A 20,041-nucleotide genomic window follows, 5' to 3' on the forward strand; every position below is an offset into this window, starting at 1 on the left:
TCTGGCTAGCCGCCGAGTATAGCAGCGCGGGTCGAAGGCTCAGTTGTGCACCAGGGTGCCCACCGCTTCTCCGTGCATGATTCGCATGAGGTTGCCAGGCACGGTCATGTCATAGATGCGCAGGGGCATGCGATGGTCGCGGCATAGCGCGATGGCGGCGGTGTCCATCACCTGCAGATTGCGCTGGATCACCTCGTCGTAGGAGAGCTGGTCGTAACGGGTGGCGTCGGCGTGCTTGGCCGGGTCGGCGGTGTACACGCCGTCCACCTTGGTGGCCTTGAGCAGCAGGTCGGCGCCGATTTCCACCGCGCGCAGCGCGGCGGCCGAGTCGGTGGTGAAGAACGGGTTGCCGGTGCCGGCAGCGAACAGCGCGATGCGTCCCTTCTCGATGTGGCGGATCGCGCGGCGGCGGATGAAATCCTCGGCCACGTCGTGGATCTGGATCGCGCTCATCACGCGGGCGTAGCCGCCGCGCTTCTCGATGGCATCGGCCATCGCCAGCGCGTTCATCACCGTGGCCAGCATGCCCATATGGTCGCCGGTGACGCGATCCATGCCGGCGGCAGCGAGGCCTGCGCCGCGGAAGATGTTGCCGCCGCCGATGACCACGCCAATGTTTACGCCAGCCCTGACCACCTCGATGATTTCATCGGCCAGCCGCCCGATCACCTTGGGGTCGATGCCGTAATCGGCCTCGCCCATCAGGGCTTCACCGGAGAGCTTGAGCAGAATGCGGCGGTACTTGGGCTGGTCGCTCATGGGGTCTCCGGATTGTAATGGCGCAAACCGACGCATTGTAACGATTGCGGCCGGATGCGGCGAGTTCATGCGCGCGGCGAGGGCGGCTCAAGATGGCGGGACTCGCCATTCTGCGTGCCCCCCAAGGCGTTCCGGCACAGGTATGCGCCATAAAAAAAGCGGAGCCGCGAGGGCCCCGCCTTTGGGGTTGGCGCAAGACGAATCAGGCGAGGTTCTTCGCCGCGAATTCCCAGTTCACCAGGTTCCAGAACGACTCCACGTATTTCGGGCGGGCGTTGCGGTAGTCGATGTAGTAGGCGTGCTCCCACACGTCGATGGTGAACAGCGGCTTGTCGCTGCCGGTGATCGGCGTGGCGGCGTTGGAGGTGTTGACGATGCCCAGCGTGCCGTCCGGACGCTGCACCAGCCAGGTCCAGCCCGAGCCGAAGTTGCCGACGGCCGACTTGGTGAACTCCTCCTTGAACTTGTCCAGCGAGCCGAACGCCTTGTTGATCTCATCGGCCAGCTTGCCGCTGGGTGCATTGTTCTCCTGCGGCTTGCGCATGGAGTGCCAGTAGAAGGTGTGGTTCCAGATCTGCGCGGCGTTGTTGAACACGCCGCCGGAGGACTTCCGGATGATGTCTTCCAGTGCGGCGCCTTCGAACTCGGTGCCCTTGATCAGGTTGTTGAGGTTGGTCACGTAGGCCTGATGATGCTTACCGTAGTGGAATTCCAGCGTTTCGGCCGAGATGTTCGGCTCCAGGGCGTTCTTTTCGTAGGGCAAAGGGGGAAGTTCGATCGCCATGAGTGGCTCCTTGACGGTGGCTGGGAAGGGATCGCGGCGGCCGGTGGCCGCCTGGCCGACTGATACAATACCGGTCTGTCCGCATTGTAAAGATGAATACCCGACCTATGGACGTAAACGAGCGAATCAAGTCGCTGCTCGCTGCGCACCCCATCGTGCTCTTCATGAAGGGCACGCCGGAATTTCCGATGTGCGGCTTCTCCAGCCGTGCCGCGCAGGCGTTGCAGCGGGCAGGTGCACCGTTCCATGCGGTGAACGTGCTGGCCGATGCGGAGATCCGCTCGGCGCTGCCGCATTACGCGAACTGGCCGACCTTCCCGCAGCTGTTCATCGAGGGTGAACTCATCGGCGGCTGCGACATCGTCGTCGACCTCGAGGCTTCCGGCGAGCTGGCGCGCATGGCCGGAGACGTGAGCGGGACTGTGCACGAATGACGTTGCCGACAGCGCGACTCCCCGGGGGCTGGATGCCCGCCAGCGACACGCTGGACGGCCGCGTGGTGCTGGTCACGGGTGCTTATGGCGGCCTCGGTGGCGCGGTGGCGCGCGCAGCCGCGCGTGCGGGCGCCACCGTCATCATCAGCGGCAAGCGCAAGCGCCAACTGGAACAACTTTACGACGCCATGCTGGCCGACGGCCTGTCCGAGCCGGTGATCCATCCGCTGGACATGGAGACGGCCACGCCGCGCGAATACGCCGCGCTGGCCGACGGTCTGCGCCACGACTTCGGTCGCCTGGACGGCATCGCGCACTGTGCAGCCAGCTTCGCCGGCCTCACGCCGATCTCCATGCACAAGCCCGACGGCTGGTTGCGTGCCATGCATGTCAACGTCAATGCGCCGTTCGCGCTCACCCAGGCCTGCCTGCCGTTGTTGCAGGAGGCTGCAGACAGCGCGGTGGTGTTCGTCCTGGACGATCCGCAACGGTTGGCACGGGCGCACTGGGGCGCCTATGGCGCATCGAAGGCGGCGCTGGAACGCTTCGCGGAAATCCTGCACGAGGAAACCGACGAAAGCCCGTTGCGCGTGCATGCGTTGCTGCCTGCGCCGATGCGCACCATGCTGCGCAGGCAGGCGTATTTCGGTGAGGATGCCATGCAACGCCCCCTGCCGGATGCCGCGGCTGCGGCGATGGTCTGGTTGCTCGGGGCGCATGGTCTGCCTGCACGTGGCCATGTGCTCGATCTGCGAGGAGAGGGTTGATGGAAACGCAGATGACCACCTTGTCGGCGGGAATCATGCTGTTCCTCATCATGGATCCGCTGGGTAACATCCCGATCTTCCTCAGCCTGCTCAAGGATGTACCGCCGAAGCGGCGGCGCCGCGTGCTGGTACGCGAGCTGCTGATCGCGCTGGGTGTGCTGCTGGGTTTCCTGATCGGTGGCCAGCACCTGCTCAGCCTGCTTCAGCTCAAGCCCGATTCGATCAGCATCGCGGGCGGCATCGTGCTGTTCCTCATCGGCATCCGCATGGTGTTCCCGCCGGCGGATGGCGGCGGCATCTTCGGCAAGAGCGGCGGCGGCGAACCTTTCATCGTGCCTATGGCGATTCCCGGCGTTGCCGGCCCCTCCGCGATGGCGGCGTTGCTGCTGCTCACCAATACCCAGCCGGGACGTACCGCCGACTGGGCCATCGCGTTGATCGGCGCATGGCTGGCCACGGCCATGATCCTGTTCTTCTCCACCTACCTGTTCCGCTGGCTCGGCGAGAGCGTGCTGACTGCGTTGGAACGCGTGATGGGCATGCTGCTGATTGCCCTGTCGGTGCAGATGTTCATGGGCGGCGTGGCCGCGTTTCTGCATCTGGCGCTTTGACGAGCCGATACGCGACATACCGTGGCGAATGTCATGATGGAACTAATGTAAAATTGCTGTAAAATAAGCCGGAGACAATATCAAAGGCTTTGGACGGCGGGCGACGCAATTCAATAGAAGGGTGTCGCAAGAAAATTCGCATTACGAGCTGCTAGTGCTCGATCCGGAAGGGTCGAGTTTTTTTGTGCCCGAAATATTCGTTTTTTCTTTCGAAACGCGTTTGTTTACCGCCGCGACCCAGTCATTACTGGCTTGAACTTGCATTACGGGGATTACATATGAAGCGAGCTTATCTCTCTGCAGCGATTGCACTCTCTCTTGGCCTGGCGTCGTCGATGGCGCTGGCGCAGACCACGACCGGCAACAGCCAGCCTGCGCAAGCCACGGCCCAGCAGGGCGGCGGTGGCCAGTCCAGCGTGTCGAGCACCTCCAAGGTGTCGGCGGTGGCCACCAAGCATGCGCGCGAGCTGCAGTCCGTCGAAGTGACGGCAACGGCCGTGAGCCTCGGCGGCGGCCTGATGTCCGAGCAGGACGCGCCCAAGGCGGTGTCCACCATCACGCGTGCAGCGATCCAGCAGGGAGCGCCCGGCGGCACCTTCGTGCAGGCGATCCAGAGCATCCCGGGCGTGTTCACGTCCACCGACGATTTCACGGGCCTGAACGACGGCAACTATTCCATCCGCGGTTTCACCAGCGACGAAGTGGGTACCACCGTCAACGGTGCGCCGATCAACGACAGCGGCAACTACAAGGTGTACGCCACCGAGTACGGCGACGCCGAGAACATGGGCGACATCACCGTGCAGCAGGGTTGGCCGGATGTCGACCAGCCCATCTCCGGCGCGGCCGGCGGCTCCATCGGCTGGGCGACCATCGATCCGTCGCACACAGGCGGCGTCGATCTCAGCCAGACCTTCGGCAGCAACAGCTACCACCGCACCTTCGTGCGCCTGAACACCGGCGACATGGGTCCGGTGCGCTCCTGGATTTCGTACTCGGACAACGACGCGGATATCTGGGACGGCCCCGGCCAGCAGAAGGTGACCAAGGTCGACGGCAAGGTGCTGTGGACCATCGACGACCGCAACTCGATCTCCTTCTCGATGCAGTACAACCGGGAAGTGAAGAACAGCTACATGCACCCGACCAAGGCACAGGCGGCTGCGGACTACGACTACAACTACTCCGACATGTGGGTAGTGCCCGAGAACGTGAAGTCGACGAGCGTCAGCTCTTGCGGACCGAACGTCAACTACAACGCCTGTTATTACAAGCTGCACACCAATCCGTATATCAGCTGGATGGGCAGTGCCGACGGCGAGTTCACGCTGAATGACAGCCTGCACCTGTCCGTGGTGCCCTACTTCCAGTACGGCGACGGCGGCGGCAGCGGCGCCTCGGCCTTCAAGGAAAGCACCTCCGACAACAATGAGTACGGCTATGTCAATGCCGACCTCAATGGCGACGGCCTCATCACGAATGGTACCAAGGGCCTGGTCTATTCGCTCAGCCAGAACATCACCTACCGTCCCGGCGTCATCGCCAAGTTGAGCCAGGATCTCGGCCTCAACGACACACTGGTCTACGGCGTGTGGTGGGAGCGTCCGCGCGAGCAGCAGAACGAAGTGTTTACGCCGATCGATACCAGCACCGGCACGCCGTCGGACATCTGGGCGCAGACCGACCTGATCCGTTATCCGGACGGCCGCGTACAGGCGCTGTACGACGAATACACCACCACCACCACCGAGAAGGCCTTCGCCACCAACACATGGACGCCCAGCGACCAGTGGACGGTGACCGCTGGTGTTTCCTACGTCTGGGCCCAGCGCAAGGGCTTCGACTACGAGTACCCGGGTTCGAACTATGGTCCGTACTACGACCAGCAGTTCGGCGGCCCGTTCGAGGCCACCTACCACAAATGGTCGCCGACGGTGGGCACGAAGTTCCAGCTGAACGACGAGAACCAGCTTTACTTCGGCATGGGCCGGACGTTCCGTACGCCGGTCAACGGCGCGCTGGCTCAGAACGGTGCGGCAGCCGACCTCAATGCTAATCACCCGGAATCGGGTAGTTTCACTGCGATAAATAAGCCTGAGACGGCGACCAGCGCCGATTTGGGCTGGCGTTTCTACGCTCCGCGCGTGTCGGTCAACATCGATGCCTATGCTGCCAACTTCCAGAACAAGCAGGTCAGCGGCTACGACGATAACAGCGGCCAGACGGTGTACACCAACCTGCCCAGCGTCCACATGCGTGGCCTGAACACCGAAGCCAGCGTCAAGCTGACCGACCAGTTCACCCTGTACGGTTCGTACACCTACACCATGGCGCGCCAGCAGGACAACGTGAATTCGGGCAGCGATGGCATCTACAACACGGCTGGCAAGGATCTGACCAACACGCCGCGCAATGCCGCCTACGCGAGCCTCGACTTCAAGCAGGGTCCGCTGTGGGCCAGTCTGAACGCGAAGTACAGCAGCGCGATCTGGGGCGACTGGTCGAACACGGAAAAGGTGGGCGGCTACACCACCTTCAACCTGAGTGCGGGCTATCACCTGCCGGATTTCTCGGCTGACTTCACCCAGCCCTACATCAAGTTCAACGCGTTCAACTTGACCGACCACCAGGCGCTTACCTGGTCTTCGAACATCCCGCTCCTGGCGGCCTCGGGCCAAAGCACGAATCCCTCCGCCTATGGAACGGCGGTGGCTTACTCGATCCTGCAGAGCCGTACCTACATGATCACCTTCGGCGTTTCGATCCGCTGACCTTGCGTTCCATCGCCTGCGGCTGACACAGCGCAGGTTGCGAAGCCGGCACCTTCGGGTGCCGGCTTTTTTGTTGCCGGAATCACCCTCGGAAGCGGCAACGAAGCAGCGATCAGGCAAATTGTTACGATAATGTAATATCTTGCGCGTAACTTTTTGCGCAGCAGCCTCGGCCGGAGCCTCCGCCCATGGCCGCTGCATTCCCAGGGGCAGCAGAGGAGCCAGTACCGCGCCCGGCATGCCGGGGCGACGGATGGTCCGGCCTGCTGCCTTCACTTCGTTGCTTGTTGCGAACCGCCATAAGGGTCGACGTCTCTATGAAACACACCAATCGCGCCAAACTGCTGCCGATGGCCATCGCCGCACTGTTGGCTTCCTCGCCGATCCTGGCGCAGGACACCTCGTCCTCGATCAGCGGCCGGGTGCTCGACGGCAGCGGCCAGCCGGTTGTCGGCGCCACCGTGCAGATCGTGCACGAGCCGTCAGGCACCACCAAGGTCGCCACTACCGATGCCAATGGCCGCTATTCGGCGCAGGGCCTGCGCGTGGGAGGCCCGTTCGATGTCACCGTGTCCAAAGGCGGCATGCCCCAGGCCGAACAGAAGAACGTCTACCTGCAGCTGGCGCAGGACACTGCGGTCAACCTGGCCATGGGTGCCGAGCAGGTCAAGGAGGCGAAGAATCTCGGCGGCGTCACCGTGTCGGCCAACGCGCTGGCACAGACCTTCACGCCCGACAACAAGGGCATGTCCACCAATGTCTCGCAGCGCGAGCTGCAGGCTGCGCCGTCGCCGGGCCGCTCGATTGCCGACATCGCCCGCCTCGATCCGCGCGTGAGCATTTCCGATCGCGGTGAAGGCGCCATCTCCACGATGGGCATGAACAACCGCTACAACTCGATCACCGTGGACGGCGCCGGCGTGGGCGATCCGTTCGGCCTGAATTCCAACGGCATGCCCTACATCGGTTCGCCGATCTCGGCCGACACCATCGAGGAATACAACATCTCCACGGCGAACTTCGACGTGGCTTCCGACACCGTGGGCGCCAACATCAACGCGGTCACCAAGAGCGGCACCAACGATTTCCACGGTTCGGTGTATTACGCCTACCGCAATGCCGACAAGCTGGTCGGCACGGCTGGCTGGCTGAACAAGGACCAGCCGGGTTACGACTACGCCGGCTACAAGCGCGACTGGACCGCGGGCGCCACGCTGGGCGGACCGATCGTCAAGGACAAGCTGTTCTTCTTCGTCAACTACGAGAAAGAGAAGACCATCGGCCTCGGCGCCGATTCGGCCAACGGTCTCGATTCCACTCTCGGCAACGGCTCGTCCACCTCCAGCAAGGTGTCGCCGGGCGACCTTCAGCGCATCATCAACGCCGCCAACGCACTGGGGCTGAAACCGGGCAATTTCAGCGGCGGAAACGTGGATCTGCTCGACGAGCGCTACCTGGCCAAGCTGGACTGGAACATCACCAACAACCACCGCGCCAGCTTCAGCTACCAGCGCACCAAGGAAGTCCAGCCGATCGTGCAGGGCAACTCCAGCAACTCGATCGGTCTGACCAGTTACTGGTACACCAAGAACAGCGACACCAAGAATGCGGTGCTGCAGTTCTTCGACGACTGGAACGAGGACTTCTCCACTGAAACCAAGCTCGGCTACCGCCAGTTCTCGCAGGTGCGCAGCGTCGCCGAGCAGCAGCCGCAGGTATTCGTCGATGTGGGCGTCAGCACGAATCCGAAGACCGGCAAGCAGACCGGCTCGACGCCCTACGTCGACCTGGGCGAGGACCAGTACAGCCACTACAACGTACTGAACATCAAGACCTGGAGCCTGTTCGAGGCGGCCACCTGGTATCTGGGCGACCACACCCTCAAGGGCGGCGTCGACTTCCAGCAGAACAAGATCTACAACCTGTTCGGCCGTACCGAGTTCGGCGCCTACACCTTCTACGGCATCGACAATTTCGAGAAGGGCATCTACGGCTCGTACAACATCTACCAGCCGTCGACGGGCTATACGCTCAACGATGTGGCAGCACAGTGGACGTTGCGCCAGACCAGCCTGTTCCTGCAGGACACCTGGCAGGTGAACAACAACCTGTCGCTGCAGTACGGCATCCGCGTCGACCAGGCCAACACCGGCGACCGTCCGGTCTACAACCCCGCGGTCACCAAGACCTTCGGCATCGATGCGAACGGCCAGGTCGTGGTGAACTATCCGTCGGGCAGCAACATCACCCCGTTGCGCAACAACAACACCATCGACGGTCTGCGTATCGTCGAGCCGCGCGTGTCGTTCAACTACGCCTTCGACACCCCGCTGATGACGCAGCTGCGCGGCGGTTTCGGACTGTTCCAGTCCAATCCTCCGACGGTGTGGATGACCAACCCGTTCCAGAACAACGGCATCACCACCACCGTGTACCAGGTTTACAACGACTACGGTGTTCAGCCGGGGCAGGGCAACAGCCTGCCGGTGTTCAGCCCGAATCCATACGGCCAGAACCTGCCGCCGCCGGCGAGCAGCTCGATGAACGTGGATACCATCGACCGGAACTTCAAGCTGCCCTCCGTGTGGAAGTACAGCCTGGCGCTCGACCGCGAACTGCCGTGGTGGGGCACGGTGTTTTCGGCCGAGTACCAGTACGTCAAGGTGCGCAACGGCATCTGGTACCAGATGCTCAACCTCGGCTCGCCCACGGGCACGATGCCCGATGGCCGCGCACAGTACTGGAAGACGCCGGGCGAAGCCGGCGCCAGTGCCGATGCCCGTGCCAACGCGAGCAAGAGCTTTACCTACAACTCCACCTACCTCACCAACACCCACAAAGGCCATGCCGACGCATTGACCCTGTCGTTGAAGAAGCCGTTCTCCGACAGCTGGTTCGGCAGCCTGGGCGTGACCTTCGGCGACTCCACCGAGGTCAATCCGGGCACCTCCAGCCAGGCCAGCTCGAACCTGTCGAACAGCGCCTGGGTGAACCCGAACGACGAGACGGTGGCGCGTTCCAACCGCGCGGTGCGCCAGCGCGTCAATGCATCGGTCACCTGGCAGCACCGGTTCTTTGGCGATTACGTCACCAGCATCGGCGCGTTCTACGACGGCCATACCGGCCAGCCGTACAGTTGGACCTTCGGCAACGACGCCAACGGCGACGGCTTCGGTCAGGGCACCGACCTGGTCTATATCCCGCGCAACGGCGAAGTGACCCTGCTGCAGCCGAACGGCAAGCCGGCCACGGCCGCGCAGATCCAGCAGTTCTACAGCTACATCCAGAGCGACTCGTATCTGAGCAGGCACCAGGGCCAGATCGCCAAGCGCAACGCCGCCAGCGCCGCCTGGGTCAACGACCTCGACCTGAGCGTGCGCCAGGAAATCCCTGGCCTCTTCAAGGGCAACAAGGGCGAAGTCCGCCTGGACGTCTACAACGTGCTGAACCTGGTCGACAAGCGCTGGGGCCAGGAGCACGACCTGGGCTTCTACCAGACGCGCAACCTCGCCGACTATGCCGGCGTGGGCGCCGACGGCAAGTACATCTACAAGCTCTACACCGACAAGTACGGCAACTACCAGCCGGAGCAGTACACGGTGTACGACGCCGGTACCTATACCAAGACCAATGTGGTCTCGCGCTGGTCGGCGATGTTGACGGTCCGCTACACGTTCTGAGTACGCTGCCGGATGTCACGGGAAGCCGGTGCCCACGGAGGCGCCGGCTTTTTCATGTCACACATTCTTGCCAGCATGTCATTCCGCGGACGTGCCATGGGCGCACGGCGGCAGTCCTGTCGCGCGTCGTGGCGTGTTCTGTGAATGCCCCCGTGCAAGTACGAGGGCAGCCAGGCATTTTGGCTTGACTGTGCCGCAGCCCAGGCAGGAAGCTTCACGGTCGCCGCATCTACGCGGGCGTGTGCCCGCGGGACAGTGGTTGGAGATATCGATGAACGATGCAGGTACCGGCGTTGCCGGTCGCAAAGCCGCGGTGAGCGCACGCATTTCGCCCGCCGGCGGCCTGGACATTCTTTCCCGTCACGAAGTGGCGCGTCTGCGCGGGGCGAGCGATTCGGGCCTGCACGGCCTGCTGCGCCGTTGCGCCCTGGCGGTGTTGACTTCGGGCACCATCAGCGACGACCCGCGGGCCATCCTTGAGCAATATCCGGATTTCGACATCCAGGTGCAGCAGCAGGATCGCGGCATCAAGATCGAGCTGACCAACGCTCCGGCGCAGGCCTTCGTGGACGGCCAGATCATCCGTGGCATCAACGAATTGCTGGTAGCCGTGGTGCGCGACATCGTTTACGTGTCCACGCAGCTGAAACAGATCGGCAGCGACGATCTCGAGCCCTCCGATGCATTGACCCAGGCCGTGTTCGAGATCCTGCGCAACGCACGCATCCTCAAGCCGCACATCGACCCGAACCTGGTGGTGTGCTGGGGTGGCCACTCGATCTCGCGCGATGAGTATGAGTACACCAAGGCGGTGGGCTACCAGCTCGGCCTGCGCGGCATGGACATCTGCACCGGCTGCGGCCCGGGCGCGATGAAGGGGCCGATGAAAGGCGCCACGATTGCCCACGCCAAGCAGCGGCGTCGCAACAACCGCTATATCGGGGTCACCGAGCCGGGCATCATCGCGGCCGAGTCGCCGAATCCCATCGTCAACCAGCTGGTCATCATGCCGGACATCGAGAAGCGCCTCGAGGCCTTCGTCCGCATGGGACACGGCATCATCGTGTTCCCCGGCGGCGTGGGCACGGCGGAGGAGATCCTCTACCTGCTTGGCATCCTGCTGCACCCGGAAAACGCCGGTATTCCGTTCCCGTTGATCCTTACCGGGCCGAAGCAGTCGGCTGCGTATTTCGAGCAGATCGACAAATTCCTGCGCCTCGCACTGGGCGATGCGGTGGCGGCGCATTACCAGATCATCGTGGACGATCCGGCTGCGGTGGCAAAGGCGATGGCCAAGGGCATCGAGAAGGTGCGCAACAATCGTCTCGACACCAAGGACGCGTTCTTCTTCAACTGGGCCTTGCGCGTCCCCCTGGAGTTCCAAAGCCCGTTCGCGCCCACGCACGAAGCGATGCGCGGCCTGCAGCTGCATCATGGCCGTCCGTTGCACGAATTGGCGGCTGACCTGCGCCGTGCGTTCTCCGGCATCGTGGCTGGCAACGTGAAAGAGGAAGGCGTGCAGGCGATCGAGAAGAACGGTCCGTTCGACATCGACGGCGACCGCGACATCATGCAGGCACTGGACAAGCTGCTGCAGGCCTTCGTGGCGCAGCATCGCATGAAGCTGCCCGGCGGCACGGCCTATGTGCCGTGCTATCGCGTGATCACGAGCTGACGAGGTCGTCGAGAGCCGCATGCAAAAAGGCCGGCATTGCTGCCGGCCTTTTCGTGCCAGTTTGCAGATGCGCCCTGACAGCTTGCGCATCACGATTTACGCATCGAATTACGCGCAATCCAAAAGAAAAGGGCCTGCATTTCTGCAAGCCCTCGATGTATCTGGCGCCCGAAGCTGGACTCGAACCAGCGACCCCCTGATTAACAGTCAAGTGCTCTAACCAGCTGAGCTATTCGGGCGGGAGCTGCGTAGTTTGTCGATCGGGCGGGGAGCTGTCAAGCGGCTCTCTTGCTCAACAAACCGCAATCATTGTGCCGCGGCGCAACTGGCGGCTTCCGCCGTGCTGGCCGGCGCGCCGCGGATGCGGCCGATGTTGGAGACCACCACCACCAGGGCCTGATCCGGGTCGTTCCGGCTGCAGAAGCGCAGCGTGTTGGTCGTGCCGCTGGCGCTGCTATCGCTGCGGAAGCGCACGAATTGGCGGCCGTTGTCGCCCAGGACGGTGATGCCGGTGTAGCCGGCCCTGGTGCGCAGGGGAGCGGCATCTGGCTGGCCGTCGCGATCCTGGTCGTGGCCGACCAGCCAGCCGGACTCCCAGCGTGTCTCGCCACTGCAGCGCATGCCGTCGCGGCTGGGGCAGAACAAGGCGGTCTTGCCGGTGGTGACGGCGATGCCGCGTGCGTGTTGCAAGGCGGCGATGAAATCCATCTGCGCGACTTGCATCCGGTTATGCCGAACGAAACGTGCCAGCGAAGGCGCGGCGATGGCCGTGAGCACACCGAGAATCGCCACGACCATGATCTGTTCGATCAGGGTGGCGCCACGCGGCCTGTCGCGTGAACAGCAAGCCTTTCGCATCGCCATGATGCGCTCCTGCATGGGCGGAGGTGTCATGCTAGGAAGGCATGGTCACGCGGCCAGCCGTCCGGCAGGGGAGCATGGCGTCGGACTCTGCTGACAGGGTATGTCAGCAGCCTCGATTTAATATGCAAGTCTCCGCCCGCATGTCGTTGGCCATGAACGATAGATTCGAACTTGTCGCGCCTTACCAGCCTGCCGGCGACCAGCCCGAGGCGATCCGCCGCCTGAGCGAGGGCTTCGAGGCCGGCCTGGCCGCGCAAACCCTGCTGGGCGTCACCGGCTCTGGCAAGACCTACACCATCGCCAACGTGATCCAGCAGGTGCAGCGGCCCACCATCGTGATGGCGCCGAACAAGACGCTGGCGGCGCAGCTGTACGGCGAATTCAAGGAGTTCTTCCCGCACAACGCGGTGGAGTACTTCGTGAGCTACTACGACTACTACCAGCCTGAGGCCTACGTGGTGGCGTCCGACACCTTCATCGAGAAGGATGCTTCGATCAACGACCACATCGAGCAGATGCGGCTGGCCGCCACCAAAGCGCTGCTTTCGCGGCGCGACGCGATCATCGTGGCCACGGTCTCGGCGATCTACGGCCTGGGTAATCCGGAGGATTACCTGTCGTTGCGGCTGATCCTGGCGAAGGGCGAGCGCATCGATCAGCGCCAGCTGATCCGCCAGCTCACCGAACTGCAGTACACCCGCAACGAGATGGAGCTGCGTCGCGGCACCTACCGCGTGCGTGGCGAGATCATCGATGTGTTTCCTGCCGAATCGGAAACCGAAGCGCTGCGCATCGAGCTGTTCGATGGCGAGGTGGAAGGCCTGGCGCTGTTCGATCCACTGACGGGCGAAACCGTCCGCAAGGTGCCGCGCTACACGGTGTATCCGCGCACGCATTACGCGTCGACGCGCGAGAGCGTGCTCAACGCCATCGACACCGTCAAGGACGAACTGAAAGAGCGGTTGGAGGTGCTGTACCGCGACAACAAGCTGGTCGAGGCGCAGCGGCTGGACCAGCGCACCCGCTACGACGTGGAGATGATGGCCGAGGTGGGTTATTGCCAGGGCATCGAGAACTACTCGCGCCATCTATCACGGCGTGCGCCCGGCGAGCCGCCGCCCACGTTGTTCGACTACCTGCCGGCCGACGGCCTGCTGGTGGTGGACGAGTCGCACGTCACCGTGCCGCAGGTCGGCGCGATGTACAAAGGCGACCGCTCGCGCAAGGAGACGCTGGTGGAATTCGGCTTCCGCCTGCCATCCGCGCTGGACAACCGGCCCTTGCGCTTCGAGGAGTGGGAGGCGCGGGTGCCACGTGCGATCTACGTTTCCGCCACGCCGCGCGAGTACGAGCTGCAGAAGTCCGGCGACGCCATCGTCGAACTGGTGGTGCGCCCCACCGGCCTGGTCGATCCCGAAGTGGAGGTGCGCCCGGTGCGTACCCAGGTGGACGACCTGCTGGGCGAGGCCAACAAGCGCATCGCGATGGGCGATCGGGTGCTGGTCACCACGCTGACCAAGCGCATGGCCGAGAACCTGACCGAATATCTCTCCGAGCACGGCGTGAAGGTGCGCTACCTGCATTCGGACATCGAGACGGTGGAGCGCAGCGAGATCATCCGCGACCTGCGCCTGGGCGAGTTCGACGTGCTGGTGGGCATCAACCTGCTGCGCGAGGGCCTGGACATGCCCGAGGTGTCGCTGGTGGCGGTACTCGACGCCGACAAGGAAGGCTTCCTGCGCTCCACCGGCTCGCTGATCCAGACCATCGGCCGCGCCGCGCGCAACGTGCGCGGCAAGGCGATCCTCTACGCCGACGAAGTGACTCGCTCGATGCAGGCGGCAATGGACGAAACGGCCCGCCGCCGCGAGAAGCAAGTTGCCTACAACGAGGCGCACGGCATCACGCCCAGGACGGTGGAACGACGTATCGCCGACATCATGGAGGGCGCCCGCAGCGAGTCGCCGCGCGGTCGCGGCGGCAAGGGCAGGGCGCGTGCCGTGGCCGAATCGCCGGCGAGTTATGAAGCCATGGATCCGGCCAAGGCCGCCGTCGCCATCAAGAAGCTGGAGGCGCAGATGTACAAGCACGCCCAGAACCTGGAGTTCGAGGCAGCGGCCCATCTGCGCGACCAGATCCATCAGTTGCGCGAGCAGGCCTTGCGTTGAGAGCCTGTTCAATAGCTCTACATGGCCCACGTTGCCTTGCCGTGGCCGTCAGGTGTTAGTGCATGGCGCAGGCTGGCGGGTCTAGCCGCGCGCTGTCGCATGGTGGTCACGGTAGGCAAACCGAAGGGCCGAGGGTGGTTGCCCACATGCCGGCGTCGTCACCCGGTCGTGGACGGACGCCCACTCCTCGCTCCTCAGGGCAGTGCCCATCCATGGATTCTTCCCGCGTGCCTTCACTTTCCCCCGGTCTGCGCGCAAACAGCTCCCGGCGCGGGAGCGTGGAGATGTTGAACAGGCTCTAAGCTTGTCGCGGGGCAGGGAGTCGCCTATACTGCGCGGCTCGCGCGGCTTGCAGCCGTGCGAATCGGGCGGTTAGCTCAGCGGTAGAGCACTACCTTGACATGGTAGGGGTCACAAGTTCGATCCTTGTACCGCCCACCAATTTGAATCCGGCAACGGCGCGGCCTTCGGGCACGCGCCGTTGTTGTTTCCGACACCCGGCTGGTGCCGGATTGATCCTGCGAGGCCGGGGAACCTCGATCGGTCAGTGGTCGAAGCCGTCGTCGCCCCGCACGATCGCAACGCCGTTGGTGGTGCCGCTGTCGATGGTGACGACGCTCTTCAGGTCGAAATTGCCATCGCCGTCCACGTTGAAGATGGAGACGTGCGAGGCCGACCCGGTGCCGTCGATGACCGCGGCGAGGCCGTCGCGGTAAGTGATGTCGGTCGGCGCGCCGTTGAACGAGGCCACCACCGCTGCGTCCTGGACGATCTTGCGGCCGTACACGAGGTAGCGGGATACGGAGTGGCTGGGCGAATTGGCGGAGAACAGGAAGGGCCCGTCGAGGGTGACCCAGCAAGGAGCCATCTGGGTGCCGGAGCCGGTGACCGTCAGCACCGCATCGTTGCGCACGAGGCTGATCTCGTTCGCGTGCGCGATGGTGACGTAGGCATCGTTGCCGCGGGTGGCGAGCCCGAACGGTGCGTTGACGTTGGCGGGGATGTTCGCCACCAGCCTGGTCGTGCCTGACACGCTGCCCTGGTCTGTCAGGTCGACCGTTTCAATGGCATTGCTCTTCTCGCTGATGACCAGTTGGCTGCCGATGACGCCTACCTGGGCCGCGGAGCCATCGGCGACGGCCAGCCGCGCCTTGCCGTCGGCGATGGAATTCACGCCATGGCGGTCGATCGGATGCGATTCGATATAGGTGGCGGTCAGGATGTAGAGATGGCCGTGGCCGAAGGCGACGCTGACCGGGTTGTTGAGGGCGGGGACGAGCTTCTCCAGTTGCAGCGGAATGCCTGTCCAGCCTTTCTGGAAGACCGAAACATTGCCCGATCCGAAATTGACCACGGCAAGGCGATCGTGACTCTGTGCGATGCCGCCGGCATTGCCTGTGACTCCACCGGATCCTCCGGTCGGGGATTGCTCGACCAGTGCACCGCGGGTGTCATAGACCAGCAATTCATTGTTGGCTGTGTTCGATGACGTAACCACCAGGTCGCCATCGTTCCAATGTGCGGCAGCCTGCGCATTGACGGTTCCCGCAACCATCAATCCAAGCAGCGCCGATCCAAAGACCGTCTTTTTCATGATCGTTCCTCGATATGGGCATTAGGTATGCGGCAACAGGCGTTGCCGCGACAAGTCGCTAATCAGCGACCGCGCGCGTCGGTCACCAGTTATTCGAACGATTGGCCTGGTTGGTTACACCTCGGGCCTGCTGTGTGTGGCGAGCGCAGTCCATGGTGTGCATTTCGAGCGAGAGGCAACGCACGTAGGCACAGGGTGCTTGGTCTGGGACGCGGCATGAATTCGACCCTGGCGTCGCCCACCGGATACCATGCAACGGCGCGGATTCCGCTTCGCGCCGTTTCTTTTTGCCGGAGCGATGCGATGGTCTACCTGTGGGTCAAGAGCTTCCACGTGCTGTTCGTGATCGCGTGGATGGCCACGGTGTTCTACCTGCCGCGCATTCTGGTGAACCTGGCCGAGGCCGGCGACGAACCCGCAGTGAAGGCGCGGCTGCTGTTGATGGGGCGGCGGCTGTACAGGTTCGGCCACAACATGTTCGGCATCGCCTTCCTGTTCGGCCTGACCCTGTGGCAAGGCTGGCGGCTGTTGCCGTCGAAGCTGCCGGACGTGACCGCGGGCCTGCACTGGATCGACGTCAAGCTCACCCTGGTAGTCGTGTTGCTGGCCTATTTCGTGTGGACGGGGCGCATGCTCAAGCGTTGCGAGAAGGGCGCTGCGCTGCCGCCTGCGAAGACGCTGCGCTTGCTCAACGAGCTGCCGGTGCTGCTGCTGCTGGGCGTGATCTTCCTGGTGCTGGCCAAGCCTTTCTAGCCCCGATTCAAGGGCGACTGGTCAGCGGTTGAAATACCCTCGGTACCACGCCACGAAGCGTTCCACGCCTTCCTCGATGGAGGTGCCCGGCGCGTAGCCCACGTCGCGGCGCAGCGCCGACACGTCCGCCCAGGTGTCGGGTACGTCGCCCGGCTGCATCGGCAGCAGGTTCTTTTCCACGCTGCGTCCCAGGTGCTGTTCCAGCAGTTCGATGAAGCGCAGCAGTTGCACCGGCTGGTCGTTGCCGATGTTGTAGACGCGGTAGGGCGCATTCGACGTGCCGGGATTCGGCGACTTCGCGTCGTAGGCCGGGTCGGGTGTGGCAGGACGGTCGAGGGTGCGGATCACGCCCTCCACGATGTCGTCGACGTAGGTGAAGTCGCGGCTGTGGTCGCCGAAGTTGAACACGTCGATGGCTTCGCCGCGGCTGATGCGGTCGGCGAACAGCATCGGCGACATATCCGGCCGCCCCCATGGCCCGTACACGGTGAAGAAGCGCAGGCCGGTGGTGGGCAGGCCATAGAGATGGCTGTAGCTGTGCGCCATCAGTTCGTTGGCTTTCTTCGTCGCTGCGTACAGGCTCACCGGGTGGTCCACGGCGTCCTCCACCGCGAACGGCAGCTTGCGGTTGGCGCCGTAGACCGAGCTGGAGGATGCGTAGACCAGATGGTCGACGCCACTGTGGCGGCAGGCTTCGAGGACGTTGCCGAAGCCGACCAGGTTGCTCTGCACATAGACCTGCGGGTTCTTCAGCGAGTAGCGCACGCCGGCCTGCGCGGCCAGATTCACCACGCGTCGCGGCTTGAAACTTGCGAAGGCCTCGTTCACCGAGGCGGCGTCGGCCAGGTCGGCCCGACGGTGGGTGTAACCGGCATGGCCGGCGAAGCGGGCGAGGCGAGCCTCTTTCAGCGCCGGGTCGTAGTAATCGTTGTGGTTGTCGATGCCCAGCACTTCGTCGCCGCGCGCCAGCAGGCGTTCGGTCAGCGCGGCGCCGATGAAGCCGGCGGTGCCGGTGACGAGGAGGCGCATGGGCAAAGCCTTTGAGGGGTGGAGGCCGGTCTATTGTCGGCGGCAGGGCGCTGAATTGACAGCGCGCGATGGGCTAAACTAGCGTCTCGCTATCCATTCCAGTGACCAAGGTGGCCCGCGCCAACGCGCCGGCCGAGCGTGTGACATGGCAACTACCCGTGACCCTCGCTGACGACTCTTCCGCCTTGTGCTCCACAAAGGCGCTCAAGCGCCTTTTTTGTTTTCAGAGAATCCCATGATCGAGATCACGCTACCCGACGGCAGCAAGCGCCCGTTCGACCATCCCGTATCCGTGCAGGACGTGGCTGCCTCCATTGGCGCCGGCCTGGCCAAGGCCACCCTGGCCGGCAAGGTGGACGGCAAGCTGGTGGACGCCAGCTTCCCCATCGAGCACGACGCCAGCCTCGAGATCGTCACCGAGAAAAGCCCAGAGGCGCTGGAAATCCTGCGCCACTCCACCGCGCACCTGCTGGCGCAAGCGGTGCAGCGCCTTTATCCGGGCGCGCAGGTCACGATCGGCCCGGTGATCGACAACGGCTTCTATTACGACTTCGCCTACGAGCGCCCCTTCACGCCCGATGACCTGGAGAAGATCCAGGCGGAGATGGAGAAGATCGTCAAGGAGGCGCTGCCGGTGACGCGCAACGTGAAGTCGCGCGACGACGCGGTGGCATTCTTCCGTGGCATCGGCGAGGCGTACAAGGCGGAGATCATCGAGAGCATCCCGGCCAACGAGGAACTCTCGCTCTACTCGCAGGGCGAGTTCACCGATCTGTGCCGCGGCCCGCACGTGCCCAACACAGGCAAGCTGCGTGCATTCAAGCTGATGAAGGTGGCCGGCGCGTATTGGCGCGGCGATTCCAACAATGCAATGCTGACGCGCATCTACGGCACTGCGTGGTTGAACGACAAGGACCTCAAGGCCTACCTGCATCAGCTGGAAGAAGCCGAGAAGCGCGACCATCGCAAGATCGGCAAGGCGCTGGACCTGTTCCACCAGCAGGAGGAAGGTCCCGGCATGGTTTTCTGGCACCCCCGTGGCTGGGCGATCTGGCAGCAGGTGGAGCAGTACATGCGCCGGGTGTACCGCCAGAGCGGCTACCAGGAAGTGCGTTGCCCGCAGGTGCTGGACGTGTCGCTGTGGAAGAAGTCCGGCCACTGGGACAACTACCAGGAAAACATGTTCTTCACCGAATCGGAGAAGCACACGTTCGCGCTGAAGCCGATGAACTGCCCCGGCCACGTGCAGATCTTCAACACCGGCCTGCACAGCTACCGCGAGCTGCCGATCCGTTACGGCGAATTCGGCGCCTGCCACCGCAACGAGCCCTCGGGCGCGCTGCACGGCATCATGCGCGTACGCGCCTTTACGCAGGACGACGGCCATATCTTCTGCACGCCCGATCAGGTCGAGGCGGAAGTCACGGCGTTCCATCTGCAGGCCATGAAGGTCTATGCCGACTTCGGTTTTACCGATATCGCGGTCAAGCTGGCACTGCGCCCGGACAAGCGCATCGGCTCGGACGAATTCTGGGACCGCACCGAAGACATGCTGCGTCGTGCACTGCGCGCGGCCAACGTGAACTGGGAGGAGCTGCCGGGCGAGGGCGCCTTCTACGCACCCAAGATCGAGTACCACCTGAAGGATTCCATCGGTCGCGCCTGGCAGGTGGGCACCATGCAGGTGGACTTCATGATGCCCGAGCGGCTGGGTGCCGAATACATCGACGAACAGTCGCAGCGCCAGCGCCCCGCCATGCTGCACCGGGCCATTGTGGGGTCGATGGAGCGCTTCATCGGCATCCTGATCGAGCACCATGCCGGCCTGCTGCCGCCCTGGCTGGCGCCGGTGCAGGCCGCGGTGTTCAGCATTACCGACGCCCAGGCCGGATATGCCGGCGAGGTAGCGCAAACCCTTGTCGATAAAGGCTTCCGGGTAGAGGCCGATTTGCGCAACGAGAAGGTCGGCTATAAAATCCGCGAACATACGTTGCAGAAAGTCCCTTATCTTCTGGTGGTCGGTGACCGCGAGAAGGAAGCGGGAACCGTTTCTGTGCGTACCCGTTCAGGTGAGGATCTGGGCAGCATGCCGCTGGCCGACTTCATCGGACGACTGCAGGCCGAGACGCAACGCTGAAGGCGTTGCACGGCC

Annotated in this window: 14 protein-coding genes and 2 tRNA genes; 10 read left to right on the forward strand and 6 right to left on the reverse strand. The window is 63.6% G+C overall.

Going from position 1 to position 20,041, the window contains the following annotated elements; all coding sequences use genetic code 11:
- Positions 1-39: 39 nt before the first annotated feature.
- A complete protein-coding gene (gene pyrH, locus IHE49_RS01675) occupies positions 40-759 on the reverse strand; it encodes a UMP kinase (protein ID WP_192154329.1) in 720 nt (239 codons plus the stop codon).
- Between the two features lie 202 nt (positions 760-961).
- On the reverse strand, positions 962-1,543 hold the full coding sequence (locus tag IHE49_RS01680) for a Fe-Mn family superoxide dismutase (protein ID WP_192154330.1): 582 nt from the start codon (positions 1,541-1,543) through the stop codon (positions 962-964).
- Between the two features lie 107 nt (positions 1,544-1,650).
- Between IHE49_RS01680 and grxD the strand changes: the two genes are divergently transcribed.
- From grxD to ppnN, 6 genes are all read left to right on the forward strand, one after another.
- Positions 1,651-1,977, forward strand: a complete 327-nt coding sequence (grxD, locus tag IHE49_RS01685; RefSeq protein ID WP_192155381.1) for a Grx4 family monothiol glutaredoxin — start codon at positions 1,651-1,653, stop codon at positions 1,975-1,977.
- On the forward strand, positions 1,974-2,744 hold the full coding sequence (locus IHE49_RS01690) for an SDR family NAD(P)-dependent oxidoreductase (protein WP_192154331.1): 771 nt from the start codon (positions 1,974-1,976) through the stop codon (positions 2,742-2,744). Before grxD ends, IHE49_RS01690 begins: the two co-directional genes overlap by 4 nt.
- Positions 2,745-2,755: 11 nt before the next feature.
- A complete protein-coding gene (locus tag IHE49_RS01695; RefSeq protein ID WP_192155383.1) occupies positions 2,756-3,355 on the forward strand; it encodes a MarC family protein in 600 nt (199 codons plus the stop codon).
- A gap of 278 nt (positions 3,356-3,633) precedes the next feature.
- Positions 3,634-6,126 (forward strand): TonB-dependent receptor, encoded by a 2,493-nt coding sequence (locus tag IHE49_RS01700; protein WP_192154332.1) that lies wholly within the window; start codon positions 3,634-3,636, stop codon positions 6,124-6,126.
- Between the two features lie 317 nt (positions 6,127-6,443).
- A complete protein-coding gene (locus IHE49_RS01705; protein WP_192154333.1) occupies positions 6,444-9,806 on the forward strand; it encodes a carboxypeptidase regulatory-like domain-containing protein in 3,363 nt (1,120 codons plus the stop codon).
- A 271-nt stretch (positions 9,807-10,077) separates the two neighbouring features.
- Positions 10,078-11,481 carry a nucleotide 5'-monophosphate nucleosidase PpnN gene (gene ppnN / locus IHE49_RS01710; protein WP_192154335.1) on the forward strand — a complete coding sequence of 468 codons (1,404 nt, stop codon included), beginning with the start codon at positions 10,078-10,080 and terminating at the stop codon, positions 11,479-11,481.
- Positions 11,482-11,643: 162 nt separating this feature from the next.
- Here ppnN and IHE49_RS01715 read toward each other — a convergent pair.
- Together IHE49_RS01715 and IHE49_RS01720 are read right to left on the reverse strand one after the other, a co-directional pair.
- Positions 11,644-11,720 (reverse strand) — tRNA-Asn (locus tag IHE49_RS01715).
- Between the two features lie 67 nt (positions 11,721-11,787).
- Complete coding sequence (locus IHE49_RS01720) at positions 11,788-12,345, reverse strand: GspH/FimT family pseudopilin (RefSeq protein ID WP_225578101.1); 558 nt, start codon at positions 12,343-12,345, stop codon at positions 11,788-11,790.
- 152 nt (positions 12,346-12,497) lie between these two features.
- Here IHE49_RS01720 and uvrB point away from each other — a divergent pair, with 152 nt between their 5' ends.
- Both uvrB and IHE49_RS01730 read left to right on the forward strand, forming a co-directional pair.
- Positions 12,498-14,513: an excinuclease ABC subunit UvrB gene (uvrB, locus tag IHE49_RS01725; RefSeq protein WP_192154337.1), complete on the forward strand. Its 2,016-nt coding sequence runs from the start codon at positions 12,498-12,500 to the stop codon at positions 14,511-14,513.
- A gap of 366 nt (positions 14,514-14,879) precedes the next feature.
- Positions 14,880-14,954, forward strand: a tRNA-Val gene (locus tag IHE49_RS01730).
- A 103-nt stretch (positions 14,955-15,057) separates the two neighbouring features.
- Here the strand turns inward: IHE49_RS01730 and IHE49_RS01735 are convergent.
- Positions 15,058-16,107: a hypothetical protein gene (locus tag IHE49_RS01735; protein WP_192154339.1), complete on the reverse strand. Its 1,050-nt coding sequence runs from the start codon at positions 16,105-16,107 to the stop codon at positions 15,058-15,060.
- 303 nt (positions 16,108-16,410) lie between these two features.
- On the opposite strand from IHE49_RS01735, the gene IHE49_RS01740 reads away from it, so the two are divergent.
- Positions 16,411-16,860, forward strand: coding sequence for a CopD family protein (locus IHE49_RS01740; RefSeq protein ID WP_192154341.1), 450 nt, complete (start codon positions 16,411-16,413; stop codon positions 16,858-16,860).
- A gap of 21 nt (positions 16,861-16,881) precedes the next feature.
- Here the strand turns inward: IHE49_RS01740 and IHE49_RS01745 are convergent, their stop codons facing one another.
- A complete protein-coding gene (locus IHE49_RS01745) occupies positions 16,882-17,889 on the reverse strand; it encodes an NAD-dependent epimerase (RefSeq protein WP_192154343.1) in 1,008 nt (335 codons plus the stop codon).
- 235 nt (positions 17,890-18,124) lie between these two features.
- Between IHE49_RS01745 and thrS the strand changes: the two genes are divergently transcribed.
- Positions 18,125-20,026: a threonine--tRNA ligase gene (thrS, locus tag IHE49_RS01750; RefSeq protein ID WP_192154345.1), complete on the forward strand. Its 1,902-nt coding sequence runs from the start codon at positions 18,125-18,127 to the stop codon at positions 20,024-20,026.
- Positions 20,027-20,041 lie beyond the last annotated feature (15 nt).

Source organism: Rhodanobacter sp. 7MK24, from assembly GCF_014842995.1.
GTDB lineage: Bacteria > Pseudomonadota > Gammaproteobacteria > Xanthomonadales > Rhodanobacteraceae > Rhodanobacter_A.